Source organism: Vibrio sp. KUL78 (genome assembly GCF_059725505.1).
Window position 1 is genome coordinate 797,406 of record NZ_AP045838.1, and the last position, 15,497, is coordinate 812,902.

The 15,497-nt window shown below is 44.6% G+C and carries 13 protein-coding genes; 5 read left to right on the forward strand and 8 right to left on the reverse strand.

Going from position 1 to position 15,497, the window contains the following annotated elements; translation table 11 throughout:
• Positions 1-25: 25 nt before the first annotated feature.
• From AC6I8Y_RS20215 to AC6I8Y_RS20235, 5 genes are all read right to left on the reverse strand, one after another.
• Positions 26-532 carry a trypsin-like serine protease gene (locus AC6I8Y_RS20215; protein WP_498023066.1) on the reverse strand — a complete coding sequence of 169 codons (507 nt, stop codon included), beginning with the start codon at positions 530-532 and terminating at the stop codon, positions 26-28.
• Positions 486-1,091, reverse strand: coding sequence for a trypsin-like serine protease (locus tag AC6I8Y_RS20220; protein ID WP_498022880.1), 606 nt, complete (start codon positions 1,089-1,091; stop codon positions 486-488). Before AC6I8Y_RS20220 ends, AC6I8Y_RS20215 begins: the two co-directional genes overlap by 47 nt.
• Positions 1,092-1,276: 185 nt before the next feature.
• Positions 1,277-2,335 (reverse strand): S1 family peptidase, encoded by a 1,059-nt coding sequence (locus AC6I8Y_RS20225; RefSeq protein ID WP_394149096.1) that lies wholly within the window; start codon positions 2,333-2,335, stop codon positions 1,277-1,279.
• Between the two features lie 222 nt (positions 2,336-2,557).
• Positions 2,558-3,691, reverse strand: a complete 1,134-nt coding sequence (gene gcvT / locus AC6I8Y_RS20230) for a glycine cleavage system aminomethyltransferase GcvT (RefSeq protein WP_394149098.1) — start codon at positions 3,689-3,691, stop codon at positions 2,558-2,560.
• Between the two features lie 386 nt (positions 3,692-4,077).
• Complete coding sequence (locus AC6I8Y_RS20235; RefSeq protein ID WP_394150434.1) at positions 4,078-4,701, reverse strand: helix-turn-helix domain-containing protein; 624 nt, start codon at positions 4,699-4,701, stop codon at positions 4,078-4,080.
• Positions 4,702-5,088: 387 nt separating this feature from the next.
• On the opposite strand from AC6I8Y_RS20235, the gene AC6I8Y_RS20240 reads away from it, so the two are divergent.
• The 3 genes from AC6I8Y_RS20240 (at position 5,089) to gcvP (ending at position 9,872) form a co-directional block, all read left to right on the forward strand.
• Entirely contained in the window at positions 5,089-6,396 is a 1,308-nt protein-coding gene (locus AC6I8Y_RS20240) for a serine hydroxymethyltransferase (RefSeq protein WP_498022881.1), read from the forward strand.
• 34 nt (positions 6,397-6,430) lie between these two features.
• Positions 6,431-6,811 (forward strand): glycine cleavage system protein GcvH, encoded by a 381-nt coding sequence (gene gcvH / locus AC6I8Y_RS20245; protein ID WP_042497316.1) that lies wholly within the window; start codon positions 6,431-6,433, stop codon positions 6,809-6,811.
• A gap of 196 nt (positions 6,812-7,007) precedes the next feature.
• Complete coding sequence (gcvP, locus tag AC6I8Y_RS20250) at positions 7,008-9,872, forward strand: aminomethyl-transferring glycine dehydrogenase (RefSeq protein WP_498022882.1); 2,865 nt, start codon at positions 7,008-7,010, stop codon at positions 9,870-9,872.
• Between the two features lie 266 nt (positions 9,873-10,138).
• Here the strand turns inward: gcvP and AC6I8Y_RS20255 are convergent, their stop codons facing one another.
• The 3 genes from AC6I8Y_RS20255 to AC6I8Y_RS20265 form a co-directional block, all read right to left on the reverse strand.
• The gene (locus AC6I8Y_RS20255; protein ID WP_498022883.1) at positions 10,139-11,671 is read right to left on the reverse strand and encodes an AAA family ATPase; all 1,533 of its coding nucleotides are present in this window, start codon (positions 11,669-11,671) and stop codon (positions 10,139-10,141) included.
• Positions 11,589-12,857, reverse strand: a complete 1,269-nt coding sequence (locus tag AC6I8Y_RS20260; RefSeq protein ID WP_498022884.1) for a hypothetical protein — start codon at positions 12,855-12,857, stop codon at positions 11,589-11,591. The genes AC6I8Y_RS20255 and AC6I8Y_RS20260 overlap by 83 nt, the downstream gene beginning before the upstream one ends.
• Before the next feature lie 245 nt (positions 12,858-13,102).
• Entirely contained in the window at positions 13,103-13,504 is a 402-nt protein-coding gene (locus AC6I8Y_RS20265) for a hypothetical protein (protein WP_498022885.1), read from the reverse strand.
• Positions 13,505-13,953: 449 nt separating this feature from the next.
• Between AC6I8Y_RS20265 and AC6I8Y_RS20270 the strand changes: the two genes are divergently transcribed.
• Positions 13,954-14,817 carry a heteromeric transposase endonuclease subunit TnsA gene (locus AC6I8Y_RS20270; RefSeq protein ID WP_047103492.1) on the forward strand — a complete coding sequence of 288 codons (864 nt, stop codon included), beginning with the start codon at positions 13,954-13,956 and terminating at the stop codon, positions 14,815-14,817.
• Positions 14,807-15,496 carry a hypothetical protein gene (locus AC6I8Y_RS20275; RefSeq protein WP_498022886.1) on the forward strand — a complete coding sequence of 230 codons (690 nt, stop codon included), beginning with the start codon at positions 14,807-14,809 and terminating at the stop codon, positions 15,494-15,496. The genes AC6I8Y_RS20270 and AC6I8Y_RS20275 overlap by 11 nt, the downstream gene beginning before the upstream one ends.
• Position 15,497 lies beyond the last annotated feature (1 nt).

Below are 15,497 nucleotides of genomic sequence, written 5' to 3' on the forward strand. Positions count from 1 at the left end.
CCTCGCAGCGCTTTTTTTAGTTCTGTTATTCTGGTTCACGCCTTCGAAGCACAGCCAGTGACAACAGACCGAGTGAGAGCCACAAAGACCACTCTCCGCCACCATCGCCTTCCGTCGTGCTGATGGACCCACCTTGATAAATAACACGACCATTTAACGCAAGGTAATCCAATCTATCTTGCTCAGTCACCGTGACCGTTGGTACTTCTTGTCCAGCCAACACACTGTCAATCCAGTCAACATAATCAGCGACTTCTGTATAAGCCGCCGTAACATCTGACGAAGAGTCGCCGCAAGTTGCAGGCCCGAAACTCGTAATACCTACCTGTTTAAATGTTCCGTTGTCATCCCAATAGATAGGACCGCCCGAATCGCCCTGACAAGTTCCGGCTTTCAATCCGTTGGAAATAGACGTCGCACCACTAAAGCAAATTTGTTTGTCAGTTAGGAAGCGTCCATTGGTGAAGTTGTTAGCGCAAGTAAGATTAGTGACCCAAAAAAAGGTCTGCTCTTTGCAGAATCGACGTCCCAGAAACTCCCGTTGCTACATCCCCATGACCGAGAGCCACGAAAGAGGCTGAGAAACTACGATATAGCGATGCTTCAGCGGAGGTAGCACGCATCACTGCACTGCCATCATTGACCGCTTGCTCAAGTCGCAAGATCACTATGTCATTGGGTAACAATCGAGAGATATTATTTTCAAAATTAGGATGGAAGAACACGGCTTCTACGCGCTGCTTTTCTGCATTTAAAAAGCGGTTTTCGTTCTCTAACCCAACAACCGCACTGGTAAATAAGACTGCACCTTCATCATAGGTGTCGAAGCTCGACAAGCAGTGCCCTGCTGTCATTACATGCGTGTTGTTAAGTAAAGTTCCCCCACAATAAGCTCCCGACGAATAGCGACCGTCATACTCTAACGAGTCGATGTACAGGCTCACGAATGAGGGAAAGTCGAGTATCGAGGCATTGGTACCATTTACAATCATCGGAGCCACTTCGACGCTTTCGGCGTGTACTTTGCCGACCGCCAAAGTAAAAGGCAGCAGAACGGATGCAATCAACGCGGATTTCACGCTTAGATTCATTCGGAATCTCCTTTTCTGAATAATCTGTGGGAGTTAACGTGATTTAGCTCTCACTTTCAGTATAGAGTGTTACGAACGATCCGTTAGGTTCGATTAAACAAGTCTTAGCAATGAGTCTATAGACAACAAAAAAACGCCGCGTGGAAGACGCGACGTTTTATTATAGGAATCATAAAGATAGATAATCACTGTCTCCTACGACGTGACCAACCTACTAAAGCTAATAAGGAGCCGAATAGTAGAGACATACTACCACCGCCACCGCTGCCAGAAGTAGACACATTCGGAGTCGGTGATATGGCTTGGCCAAAGTCTATACGGTCTTGCTCTGAAATCGTATAGGTTGCCGTTTCGTGACCGCCTAATACAGATTCAATCCAATCGTAATGATCGGCAACCTCAGTAAACACAGAAGTTACTGGTATTGATGGGTCGCCACACGTTGTCGGACCAAAGCTAGTAATCCCTACTTGTACCAGACGACCATTATCATTCCAATAGACAGGCCCACCAGAATCGCCTTGGCATGTGCCGCCATTGAGTTGTGTCACCGCGCTGTAATCACCACTAAAACAAATGTAATCATCACGCACGTTACTCAAACCAAATGCCTGGCATTGACTATCAGTGACATAATTAAGCGAAACTTGGAGCAAGTCGGTGGAATCGTCGAATCCAGTTCTCGTATCACCATGCCCAACTGCCTTAAAGCTTGCCGGTTCGTTTCGATAGTCCTTTGAAAAGCCATAGTTTACAACCTCACCACGAGTCGCTGGTGTCGCTAGCTTTAAGATGGCAATGTCATTTGACCAGAGATAACGCTCGCCATCCTTGTAATTAGGGTGCATGTAAATCTCTGCAATTCGCAAACGCTCAGCGCTCGCCGCTTCGCTTGAGTCTTGAAGCTCAGTCACTGCAACCGTAAAGAGTCGGTTCCACTTAGCATTGTTGTCACTGCCGTAAAAACAGTGCGCTGCCGTCAATACATACTCTTGATTAAGCAAGGTAGCACCGCACAATGGACCTTCAATAGAATAGTTTGTATAGCCTGTTGGATCGGAAAACAGTGAGATGAATGAGCGATAGTCATCAATGTTCGCAACGTTACCATTCACAATGTATGGTGCGACTGATGTACTATTTTCAACGGCATCTGCTGCGTGCGCGCCAAATGATGCTAGACCTAAACTGGTTGTCAAAATAGCAGTCGAGACAGGACTGCGAGAAAATAAGCTTTGAAACACTAAACGATACTCCTTTCGTGTGTACAGCTACGATACGCCTATCATGGCGCTTATTATCAGTGACCGCTGATAGTAACCGTCTTCAATTCCGTAAGTTTTTAAGCTTCTCACAGGATGACAAAATTCAGACAAAAAAGCACCACTGTCTTACAGTGGTGCTTTTGATGTTGGTAGCAAAACCGAGAGAATGTTCTCTAAGATGCTTTTATGAACTAAGTTGGCTTAGCCGCGGTAGTAGCGTTGAGGCACAAACGGCATTTTCTCTACCGTCATCGCCAGTTTTTTACCACGTACTTCTGCAAATACTTCAGTGCCAATCGCAGCAAACTCGGTCTTAACATAACCCATAGACACTGGCTTGCCTGCTGTTGGGCCGGCAGTACCACTGGTCACGATACCGATTTCATTGTCATTTGCATCAAACAGCTTCGCGCCTTCACGCACTGGCGCTTTAGTTTGGCCAATCAAGCCGATACGTTTACGAGCTACATCTTTGGTTTCGATTTGGTTTAGAACGATATCTGCACCAGGGAAGCCACCTGCGCGCTCGCCGTCATTACGACGTACTTTCTGAATGCCCCATAGTAGGCTTGCTTCAACTGGCGTAGTCGTTGTGTCTAGATCATGACCGTACAAACACAGACCACACTCAAGACGCAGCGAGTCACGAGCACCAAGGCCGATCCACTCTACTTCTTCATATTCTGTTAGCGCTTGTGCAAGAGCTTCTGCATTTTCAGATGGTACTGAGATTTCGTAACCGTCCTCACCTGTGTAACCAGAGCGGCTAACAATGCACTCAACACCGTTGATATCCAGTTTACGAACATCCATGAACAACATCTCAGCCACTTCTGGTTGAATGCGCGCTAAGACTTCAGCCGCTTTAGGACCTTGAAGTGCAAGCAGAGCGCGATCTTCGATCACTTCCATCTCAACACCTTCATCAAGGTGCGCTTGGAGGTGAGCAATATCCTGCTCTTTACACGCAGCGTTGACCACAACAAACAGATGATCGCCTAGGTTTGCCACCATAAGATCATCCATGATGCCGCCTTGCTCATTAGTAAAGAACGCATAGCGCTGTTTACCTGCTGGTAGATCCATAATATCGACAGGAACCAATGTTTCGAGGATTTTAGCGGCATTTGCACCGTGCAGACGAATCTGTCCCATATGCGAAACATCGAACAGTCCTGCAGCATCACGACAATGAAGGTGTTCCTTCTTTACACCCAATGGGTATTGTACCGGCATATCGTAGCCAGCAAATGGCACCATCTTAGCGCCAACACTTACGTGTAATGCGTGCAGCGGTGTTTTCAATAGATCTTGGGTTGCTTGTTCTTGAGCCATTGTAATCTCCATTGGGTTGGACCACGTTTCAGTGAGTCCTGCTCCTGTTGTAAGGTGAGTGGTTCACTATCTTCATCTGCGCAAGTTTACTGACTTACGCATGTCCGATGGATTCAATCGGTATCCATTAAAACAGTATCCAGAGTGGTGAATAGTTCACCACCAGGAAACCATGTTTCCTATAGTAAACAAGAATGCGGGTATTTTTCTCATTTAACAAGATACAAACACCGCAAAATGTGACATTTAACATCTTATTCACAGTATAACTGTCAATAAAAAAGCGCCATTTCGACGAGATTACCGTCAAAACCGCGCTTTATCAGGGCATTTTCGCAACAAAGCAAACGTTTGCCTTTATTATAAGAAACTTAATCAACTGGCGATTATTTCGCCGTCACCCAGAGGATGTGAGCGTCTTCATCACTGGTTGAGATAAGCATATGCCCCATGTTCGCATCGTAATAAACACTGTCACCTTCACTCATTGACATAGGTTCATAAAACTCAGAAAAGAACATCACTTGACCAGACAAAATAAGCAAAAATTCTTCACCATCATGCCTTACCCAATCACTGTATTCTTCAAAGGTACGCGCTCTGACGGTGCTTTTGAATGGCATCATCTTTTTGTTCGATAATTGCGTTGCTAAAAGCTCGTGTTCATACGTTGGCGTAGGGTGCGGTTTTCCTTCTCCACGCTTGGTAAAGTCACGACGCCCTGTAGCTACTTTTTTCTTAGGTGGTTCAAAGAGTTGAGGCATGTCGATATGCAGACCTGAAGCCAGCTTTTGCATCGCCTGAAAGGTCGGAGAGATCTGCTCGTTTTCAATCTTGCTCAATGTAGAGCGCGCAAGCCCTGTTCGCTGGCTCGCTTCTTCGAGCGTGAGCCCCATCTTAGAACGAATGTCCTTGATGCGCTCTCCCAGTTTTAGGGGTTCTATATTTTCGTCCGTCGACTCTCTGGCCAACGTTAGAGACGGATACTCATCGTAGATGTCTTCTGACATGCGATCCTTCTTATTCATGACTTCCTGTATTGCAATTTCATTGTTGCATGAAGCGACTTCTATATTAAAGACCATGTATAAAAATAAAGCGTGCTCTCGATAACATTTTTGGAAACTGTGTTTCCTATAGGAAATTTCTGATTGATTGTTTGGGCTGACAGAGGTATGTTATCGGCTTGTTAGATGAAGAGATGCACTTGCGAGCTGGCGAGCTAATGGAAATCCCCTACTCTACAGCCCGTTTACTGAATGATTTTTGTCCTACCTATTGGGACTTATTCGCGCCGCTGTTTTGAACAGGTTGACTGTTCTTACAGTACTAAGACACGACTCAATCGACACAATGACAAACACAAACGTCGATTGGATAATGGAAGGTTCAACGCCATGAATGCTCAGTACTCAAAAAGCTATCCAAATCACAGCCTAGAAAACTTCTTCTCAACCAATTTGTCTGCGACAGACGATGCTGTGTTCACAGGAATCCAAGCAGAGTTCGCTCGCCAGAATGACCAAATCGAGCTGATTGCCTCTGAAAACATCGTTTCAAAAGCAGTCATGCAAGCGCAAGGCACTTGCCTAACCAATAAATACGCAGAAGGTTACCCTAACCGTCGTTACTACGGTGGTTGTGAGCACGTTGATACCGTGGAAGCCATCGCTATCGAACGCGCTAAATCTCTTTTTAAGTGCGAATACGCAAACGTTCAACCTCACTCAGGTGCTCAAGCTAACGGTGCAGTAAAACTGGCGCTACTTCAGCCTGGCGACACAATCATGGGCATGTCACTTGATGCTGGTGGTCACCTTACACACGGTGCTCGCCCAGCGCTTTCTGGTAAATGGTTCAACGCCGTTCAATACGGTGTGGACAAAGAAACGCTAGAGATTAACTACGATGACGTACGCGCTCTAGCAGTTGAACATAAGCCAAAAATGATCATCGCTGGCGGCAGTGCGATTCCTCGCGTTATCGACTTTGCTAAGTTCCGTGAAATCGCTGACGAAGTTGACGCGATCCTAATGGTTGACATGGCGCACATCGCAGGTCTGATTGCGACTGGTGCACACCCTAGTCCATTACCGCACGCACACGTTGTTACTACAACAACACACAAAACACTGCGTGGCCCTCGTGGTGGCATGATCCTGACCAACCACGAAGACATCATTAAGAAAATCAACTCAGCGGTATTCCCTGGCCTTCAAGGCGGTCCGCTGATGCACGTGATTGCAGCCAAAGCCGTCTCGTTCGGTGAGGCGCTAGGCCCACAATTTTCAACTTATATCGATTCAGTGATCGCGAACGCAAAAGTACTTTCTGAAGTATTGCAAACTCGCGGTTGCGACATCGTGACTGGCGGCACTGACACTCATCTAATGCTTGTTGACCTACGTCCAAAAGGTCTAAAAGGCAACAAAGCAGAAGAAGCCTTAGAGCGTGCTGGCATCACATGTAATAAAAATGGCATCCCGTTCGACACAGAAAAACCTATGATTACATCTGGTATTCGCTTAGGGACGCCAGCTGGAACCACTCGTGGTTTCGGTACAGAAGAATTTAAACTCATTGGTGAGTGGATTGGTGACGTGCTAGACGGATTAGTGGAGAGCCCTGAGGGCAATCCAGAAGTCGAAAAGCGCGTACGTAAAGAAGTGAAGGCACTGTGTGCTCGCTTCCCGCTCTACACTTAAAGAATAAAACATCCTTAATTTTGGAGATAAAGCAATGGACAACACTTTGAAGTTTTCTGACAGCCACGAATGGGTACGCGACAACGGTGACGGTACTGTGACTATCGGTATTTCAGAGCACGCTCAAGAAATGCTAGGTGACGTAGTATTCGTTGACCTACCAGAAGTAGAAGACGAAATCGAAGCTGGTGAAAGCTTCTCTCTAGTTGAGTCAGTAAAAGCTGCATCTGACATCTACGCGCCAATCACTGGTGAAATCGTTGAAATTAACGAAGAGCTAGAAGACAGCCCAGAGCTTATCAACGAAGAGTCATACGAAGGTGGCTGGATCGTTAAAGTGAAAATGTCTGATGCTTCTGAGCTAGACAATCTTAAGAGCGCTGAGGAATACCTAGCGTCTATCGAAGACGAATAAGCAACACGCAACCGTTGCCTGAATAAACCTAACATACGAGTCATCCCTGCGCAGGCAGGGATCTTGTTTAAGTTGGGTACTCGCTTTTAGTAGATTCCTGCCTGCGCAGGAATGACGTACAAAGCAGAAACACGTAAAAACTTCGGGCTACGATTTTAAAGATCTCGCAGAGGATCTTTGAGAAGGTAAAGGAACCATGACTGAATTACTCAACAGCCTAAGCACACAGAATGAATTTGTTGCTCGCCACAATGGGCCAAACAAATCTGACCAACAAAAAATGCTGGACGCGATTAACGTTCTAAACCTAGACACGCTTATCGACGAGACTGTCCCAGCTCAAATCCGCCTAGAACAACCAATGACGCTAGAAGCTCCAATGAGCGAAGCAGACATGCTGGTAGAAATGAAAAAGTTCGCGGATTTGAACCAAGTAAAACGCACATTCATCGGTCAGGGTTACTACAACACCTTCACACCAAATGTGATTCTGCGAAACGTTCTAGAGAATCCAGGTTGGTACACAGCGTACACGCCATATCAGCCAGAAATCTCACAAGGTCGCCTTGAGTCATTGCTTAACTACCAGCAAATGGTCATGGACCTAACGGGCATGGAGATTGCGAACGCATCTCTGCTTGACGAAGCAACTGCAGCTGCAGAAGCGATGACGCTGTGTAAGCGTGCAGGTAAGAGCAAGAGCAAAGTCTTCTTCGTGGCAGATGATGTTCACCCACAAACACTTGAAGTTGTGAAAACTCGTGCTGAGTTCATCGGCTTTGAAGTACAAGTAGGTTCTCTAGAGTCTCTTCCAGAGCAAGATGTATTTGGCGCGTTAGTTCAATACCCAGGCACTACGGGTGAAGTTCGCGACCTAACAGACATCATCGCTGCTGCTCAAGCAAACAAGACACTTGTTACGGTTGCAACGGACCTACTTGCTTCTGCACTGCTTAAGCCAGCTGGTGAGATGGGTGCTGATGTTGTTATCGGCTCTGCACAACGCTTTGGCGTTCCAATGGGCTACGGCGGTCCACACGCTGCGTTCATGGCAACCAAAGATAAGCACAAGCGTACTATGCCTGGTCGTGTAATCGGTGTGTCTATCGACACCAACGGTAACCAAGCTTTGCGTATGGCAATGCAGACTCGTGAGCAGCACATCCGCCGCGAAAAAGCGACATCGAACATTTGTACTGCGCAAGCATTGCTAGCCAACATGGCGGCGTTCTACGCGGTATACCACGGTGAGGAAGGTCTTAAGACTATCGCTCGCCGTACGCACCACATGACGGCAATCTTAGCAGCCGGTCTAACGAAAGCGGGCTATGAATTGGCTCACAACAGCTTCTTCGATACCATCACAGTAAACACTGGTGACAACACAGACAAGCTGGTTCAAAAAGCTCTAGCGTCTGACATCAACCTTCGTCAACTAGAAGGTCAAATCGGTATCAGCTTTGATGAAACTACCACCATCGAAGATATCAACGTTCTATTCTCTGTATTTGAAGTAAAAGAGAGCGTTGAAGCTCTATCTACAGAAATTGCTGGCAACGAGTTTGCAGCGATTCCTGAAAACTGCCGTCGTACCTCTCGCTACCTAACTCACCCTGTGTTTAACACTCACCACAGTGAAACACAGATGATGCGTTACCTAAAACAGTTAGAGAACAAAGACTTCTCACTAACGCACGGTATGATCCCGCTTGGCAGCTGTACCATGAAGCTAAACGCTGCCGCAGAGATGATCCCGGTAACGTGGCCAGAATTTGGCTCTATCCACCCATTCGCGCCACTTGATCAAGCAGCAGGCTACACTGCCCTAGCGGATGACCTTAAGAAGAAGCTATGCGAAATTACAGGCTACGATGAGTTCTCACTTCAGCCTAACTCAGGTGCATCGGGCGAATACGCTGGTCTAATCGCGATTCAGCGCTACCACGAAAGCCGTGGCGAAGGTCACCGTAATGTGTGTCTGATCCCAAGCTCTGCGCACGGTACTAACCCTGCAACGGCGTCTATGGTGTCAATGAAAGTGGTTGTGGTTAAGTGTGACGACAACGGCAACATCGATACTGACGACCTAGCAGCGAAGATCGAAAAGCACCGTGACAACCTATCAAGCATCATGATCACCTACCCTTCTACGCACGGCGTATACGAAGAGCACGTGAAAGAAGTATGCGAAATGGTTCACGAAGCTGGCGGTCAGGTTTACCTTGATGGCGCAAACATGAACGCGCAGGTTGGTCTAACTAACCCAGGCTTCATCGGCTCAGACGTATCGCACCTTAACCTACACAAAACTTTCTGTATCCCACACGGTGGCGGCGGTCCAGGTATGGGTCCTATCGGTGTTAAATCACACCTAGCGCCATTCCTACCAGGTCACATCGAGAACGGTGTAGAAGGCGAAGACTACGCAGTTTCTGCAGCCGACCTTGGCAGTGCTTCGATCCTACCAATCTCGTGGGCATACATCGCGATGATGGGTGAAGCAGGCCTAACGGATGCAACCAAAGTCGCTATCCTAAACGCGAACTACGTGATGGAGCGTCTACTTCCGCACTACCCTGTTCTTTACCGTGGCACCAACGGCCGTGTAGCGCACGAATGTATTATCGACATTCGACCACTGAAAGAAGAAACAGGCATCAGCGAAGAAGACATCGCTAAGCGTCTAATGGACTACGGCTTCCACGCACCAACCATGTCGTTCCCTGTAGCGGGCACACTTATGGTTGAGCCTACTGAATCTGAAGATCTTGAAGAGCTAGACCGTTTCTGCGAAGCGATGATCGCTATCCGCGAAGAAATGACTCAAGTGAAAGACGGCGTATGGCCACTAGACAACAATCCACTAGTGAACGCACCACACACACAAGTTGACCTTTCAAAAGATGAATGGGACCGCCCATACTCTCGCGAACTAGGCTGCTTCCCATCTTCTCACCAGAGAACTTGGAAGTACTGGCCAACGGTTAACCGCGTAGACAACGTTTACGGTGACCGTAATCTGATTTGTTCTTGCCCTTCGATTGAGAACTATGAAGATTAATGAAGTTGGTGATCACAGATAACCAAGTTGGAAACTGTGATAACCGAGTTGGAAACCGATAACTAAGTTGGAAACTAACTTGAATAACAAAAGGCGAACCATTTGGTTCGCCTTTTGATGTGAGCAATCAAACTGAGTCAATTGCTGCTATTGGTATCTACTGGTTAACATATATCCTTATGATGATTTCGATGTTCATAGCTTACAAACAAATGAAAGCACCATAAAAATCAAGAAGCTAAAGTAAATGTGTTATCAAAACCCTATCACAATCGTGATATGCGGTGAAACCTTTTGCTGAACGCCTCTCGTCCACCTTCCATTATTTCACAGACTTCGTCTCTAATATGTTGCTCTATTAAACTACCACTGGCTTTGATTTGTACTTGTCCTCCGCGAAACTCCATTACATTGACTAGTTCAGCGTCTCCATTTACCACAATGTTAGGGTTATGCGTAACAATGATAATTTGTCGTCGTGCCTTATTATTTTGAATCTGATTAACAATCAAGCTATAGACTAGAGCATTATCTAGATCATCTTCAGGCTGGTCGATAATGATTGGTTCCTCTCCGTGACTTAACAAGAAAGCGAGTATCGCAGCGGCCTTTTGACCAGCAGAGCCTCTGCTAATACTTGCAAAATGAGTCCCATCCCCACGTGGTGAGTACTTAACTTCTAGCAAATCATCGGGCTGCCAACAGTCTAACCTTGCCATAAATTCAGGCTCTCGCTCATACCTTTCTGTAAGGAAATCCATGAATCGACGATCAATTCTGTATCCATTAGGTTGTTCACCCAATACCAATGATTTTATAGCACTCTTGAGTTCCCCAAGTGCCGATGTTTTTTCTTCGAAAGTACTACTTGCATTGAAAAGTCCATACAGTAACGAAGTATCATTTCCCTCTTCGTATACAGAAGAAGAGAATCTATCATGCCCGACAATAGTTCTGAATTGACGCTCTGCTTTGGATAAGTCTGAAAATGGTCTGATTGTCATCTGAACATAATCGTTATTGATAAGAACACTATCTATAAACTCTTGCCGCTTAGTCTGTAGTTCACGTCTAAGTTCTAACATCGTATTAAGTACACCTTCCTTTTGTGCACTTACTTCACTCAACCGCGCCTTGTCTACTTCGATGCATTCTAGTTGTTGTTCTATCCTCACTTTTTCTGAAGTCCACGACTCATATTCCTGTGTATTAAATTCAGAGCCACGTTCTTGATATTCACTAACAAGGTCTTGATAACGCTCATCCGACAACACTTTTTGTGTATGCCAATTGGATGATTGAATAGCTTGGTCACGTAACTCCTTAGCTCTAACTATCCGAGTTTTAAGTGTTTCAATTTGGCCTAGTACTTCATTCACTTCAGTTTCAAATGCACTTTGTATAGCAACAAGCTCTTCCTTAAGAGGATCCTCAAGCAACTCTATTTGAGTCGTATTCAAGCTAGGAACGGTTTCTTGAAGCAATTCATCGAAGCTGTTCGAAATATCATCGATGTTACCTGCATTCGAAAGTAGACGGCTTGATGTCGTCATCAGTTGGTTTCGAATCAATACTTGACTATGCCCACCAGACTCAAAGCCATTTATGTCGCTCATCAATTCTTGGAGCCTTGAGTTCTTAGAACCTTCTTTCGAAATGTTGCGACTTAGCTGAACTTCCTCTGAACTTAGCTCCATATAGAGTCGCTGGTGAGGTTCAAATCGAGAATTCCAGCTTTCTATATCTACAATAGGAGAACGATCGACTAGTTCTAAAAAGGCTTGTTGGGTTTGAGGCAAGTGCGTTTATTTGCTTTTGGCTGTATATATTAACGGCAAACCTTTCACTCACATCGCCTTCATCTACAACCCAACCTCCTTCATCAGCTCTTTCGAACTTTACGCCCCCCTCTTTAGTCCAACTAACTCGGTAACTAGAGGTATTTCTAACGAATCTAGCCTCAATTAGAGTGCGGTCTGTAGTGACTCCATCTACAAAAGACTGTACATCAGCTCCAACACTAGGCAAGTCATCTAGTTCTTGGCTCCTTCCAAGAGACAACCTTAATGACTCAATAAAAGTTGACTTTCCTGTACCGCGCCCGCCGATTATAGAGTTAAACAAAGGGTGTAATTGAAATTTTGGGATGTTAGTCGGATTCATTCCACAATGCTTCATACCGCCGATTTCTAATGATTCGATATAAGATCTTGGAAGGTTGTTTGGATTCTCAGCTTGATTCAGTATACAAAATTGGTGATCTTTCAAGGCAAAGTTGAGAGCTTCAATAGAAGGTGTTCCCATCTTAATCCAACTATAGCTACCACCAATGGCAGCCAGCGTATGAGCATCGGAACCCATAACGGTTGCTAGGTGGCTTGCATCTCTTTTTAACTCTTCATGAATAGAGTCACTCGATAGATAATCTCGATCAACAAATTGCGCTCCGTCAAACAGTGTTAAATGAGCTTTGATGTCTGGGTTCGTATTAGTAACTTCATGCAACAAGCCTTTAGGGGCGTCAATATGCGCAGGTATAGCGACACCATTTGATTCAGCGATTTTCTTTACTACAGTTTCTATCGATTGAGTGGTATAGCACGCCTCAGGATCACCAAAATCACCTTGCAAATCACAACTACCCAAGAATCTAGTCAGATCCTGTGTTGACTTACTTGGGTCGAAAATTGCTAACAGGTGTATTCGTGACGCTCCCAAAGAGATCGTGATTTCTACTCCAGGAAAAATCACAAGTGGACGGAACCACTCTTCAGACTCTATTTGTTCATATGTAGCCTTGAGTCTATCTATCCACCCCCCTGAATTGTGATCTGTAATCGCTATGCAGTCCAGTTCTCGCTCCATTGCCGTTCTAAGCCACAACTCAGGCTCGGGAGATGAGGCCTCACGATAATCTCTGGACTCGGGTGTATGTGTATGAAAATCGAATTTATACCATTTATTCGTAATATTAGCTGCGGGCATGTACTCTAACTCACTATGATGACATATGACTCTTACTGTTATGCAACTATACCATGCATCTAAACATTGCATCATTTATAACTTACTGATTCGCGGGTAGTTCATCTTTTAATCTTCATCTGAATTGATTAATGGGCCACCGCACAACAGCTCAAATAACAGCTAGAACACTCCCAGCTATAGCTGTTGATAAAGCGAGGGTGAACAACTTTATTGATCACTTGTTTAATTTACGAGGCTTTCATCTAATTCAAGCCAACACAATCTCGATAGAACGCTCCCTCACTATTTTGAAACAACCTTACCTTCCCCTCATTCGTAACCAAGAAAACAACAACAAGCCCAATAACATTGCTATTGATCAGTAAAGACCTTAACCAAAATGTTTCATTACACTCCAAAGGTGCCAGCGCGTCAGCTCCTTCAAAAATGACAAGTGTCTTGCGTCTACAACCTTCCAAAGTAGCAACCAATTCTCGGTTCTCTTCTGCTGCGAAAGCAGCTAGGGGGGATTCATACTCATTAAAGTTCAGATTAAAGACATCTATGCCTCTACTCTTAGCTTGGTCTCTACACACATCCAAGTAGCCCTCTGGTGTTTGGTCAGTTATCAATGAGCAGATGGTGAGCTCTAGTTCCCATGCCATACTGATAAATCTTTCTGCGCTAACCATAACCAAGCCTAACTAATCATCACATGTTTGTAATACTAGCCTCTTTAAAAAAGATATCTAACTCTGTCGAAAATAAGCAACCAGAACAATAAATTTGCATGTTTTATAAGTTTTTTTGAGTTAGGAATCCAAGTGTACGATCCGTGAACAATTCTTTCTTAAAGCAATGAAATATAAAGACATTAGATTCTATATCGATTTATATAAGGAATAATAATTAAGCCTAATGAAAAACTGCAAATTCCATGTATCCCTTCAAATATCACATTGAATTACAAGCTTTTCTAATTCAGCTCCCTAAGCTCTAAGTCAATTATATAAGTTATAATAAATCCTTTATTTACATAGACTTACAAGCACACCCAGTTAGACAAACCCTAGAAAGGCTGCTAACAATATATTAGTAAGTGAGGATTAGGCATATGAAAATAGTTAAGCAACCATACATAACAAACTATGAGCTCAGAAAATTAGAAAAACACTTAAAGAAGATTAAGAATGGTGAGTACGAGCCATATATTACAGTTCGACGTTCAAATAGTGTCGGTCTATCTCATATTGTTTTCAGTCACAAGACGAAACGCTGCCATCACTTATTCAGCTTAGGTGAGCTTGCTCTATTCCTTCATCTTGAGCACGATCCTGAAGTCTTGGATATACAAGAGCAATACCCCTTACCGTTAAATGAAACTCTCAAGTGGGCTAAATATCTGAATTATCGACACCCTGCTAAATACAAAGAACGGGATGGTAAAGATATTCCTGCTGCAACCATGACCACGGATTTCGTTGTCACCTTGTATGATGCGACAAGAGACCAGCTTGGCATTCAGCCGTATAACTATAAACCGAGCTCAGCACTAAGCACTGAATTTGAGCCTCCCCAAAAAGTCACACGAACCCAACAAAAGTTCAAAATTGAAGAGATGTACTGGGGGCATTACAACCATCATCTAACGCAAATAACAGATGAAGACTTAAACCCCAACAAAACATACAACCTTCAATGGCTTAGAGAGACTTACCATCATGTACGCGAGAGCCAAATCGAAGGCCCACTGTGCGAAGGGATGTTAAACACTCTAAACAAGAGCCTTATGAACGACCCAGAGAAAACTCTAAAGCAGCATTTGAATCACGCATCATTAGTACATGATGTAACCGAACTTGCTGCGTTAGAGATATTTCAACATCTTGCGTATTCAGGTCAACTAGACGTTGACCTGAATGAGCGCATAGAAGTTTTTCGCCCTGTAATGATGATTACGCAACACGATGAGAATTAATCAAAAATTAGTCGATGGCAAAAAAGGGCTTGAATATCTTATCGTAGATATTTGCCAAGACCTCGACCAAATTGCTGTCACTCAGCTCAATGTTGAACGCCCTAAAAGGCCTCATACGATTATGCTAAGTGATACGTTGAGGCAAATAGAGCTGGGCAAATGGAAAGTGCTAGAGCATTCCTTTAGCCCTTACCTATACATGTCGGACGAAGAGTTACTGAAGGATAAGAAGCGCAGAAAGTGGTTACAACGCAGAGATAGCAGCTTTAACATTATTGCCCCGTTAATCGATAACGACGAACTACGTTACAACTATCTTTTTATCGATAGCAGTTCAATCTTACATCGATTGATAGAAACATCAGGTCGCAGCCGCAGTTATGTAGCAAAAATTTTAAATCGTTACTGGTATTACGGTTCTCACGTCAATGCTCTACTCCCTCTATGGAGAAATTGCGGAACGAATCAGTCTTTACCTGAAGTACCGTCATTTGACCAAGACCCTGAGTTAGGCAAAAGTGGCCCGAAAACCAAATATGGAAGTCCTTATCGTGGAGTCACTCTACAAGACATTAAACATATTCGACGATTTGCTAAAACCATTCCAAACGGTGGCAAAGCTAGGCTGAGTGACCTTTTACGATCAGTTTACACGCAAGTTCATGTATGCGCGTGTTAAA

Bases quoted from the DNA above. Each gene is read 5' to 3' on its own strand.
- AC6I8Y_RS20220 (WP_498022880.1), bottom strand. From the start codon at position 1,091: ATGAATCTAAGCGTGAAATCCGCGTTGATTGCATCCGTTCTGCTGCCT.
- gcvT (WP_394149098.1), bottom strand. From the start codon at position 3,691: ATGGCTCAAGAACAAGCAACCCAAGATCTATTGAAAACACCGCTGCAC.
- AC6I8Y_RS20235 (WP_394150434.1), bottom strand. From the start codon at position 4,701: ATGTCAGAAGACATCTACGATGAGTATCCGTCTCTAACGTTGGCCAGA.
- AC6I8Y_RS20240 (WP_498022881.1), top strand. From the start codon at position 5,089: ATGAATGCTCAGTACTCAAAAAGCTATCCAAATCACAGCCTAGAAAAC.
- gcvH (WP_042497316.1), top strand. From the start codon at position 6,431: ATGGACAACACTTTGAAGTTTTCTGACAGCCACGAATGGGTACGCGAC.
- gcvP (WP_498022882.1), top strand. From the start codon at position 7,008: ATGACTGAATTACTCAACAGCCTAAGCACACAGAATGAATTTGTTGCT.
- AC6I8Y_RS20260 (WP_498022884.1), bottom strand. From the start codon at position 12,857: ATGCCCGCAGCTAATATTACGAATAAATGGTATAAATTCGATTTTCAT.
- AC6I8Y_RS20265 (WP_498022885.1), bottom strand. From the start codon at position 13,504: ATGGCATGGGAACTAGAGCTCACCATCTGCTCATTGATAACTGACCAA.
- AC6I8Y_RS20270 (WP_047103492.1), top strand. From the start codon at position 13,954: ATGAAAATAGTTAAGCAACCATACATAACAAACTATGAGCTCAGAAAA.
- AC6I8Y_RS20275 (WP_498022886.1), top strand. From the start codon at position 14,807: ATGAGAATTAATCAAAAATTAGTCGATGGCAAAAAAGGGCTTGAATAT.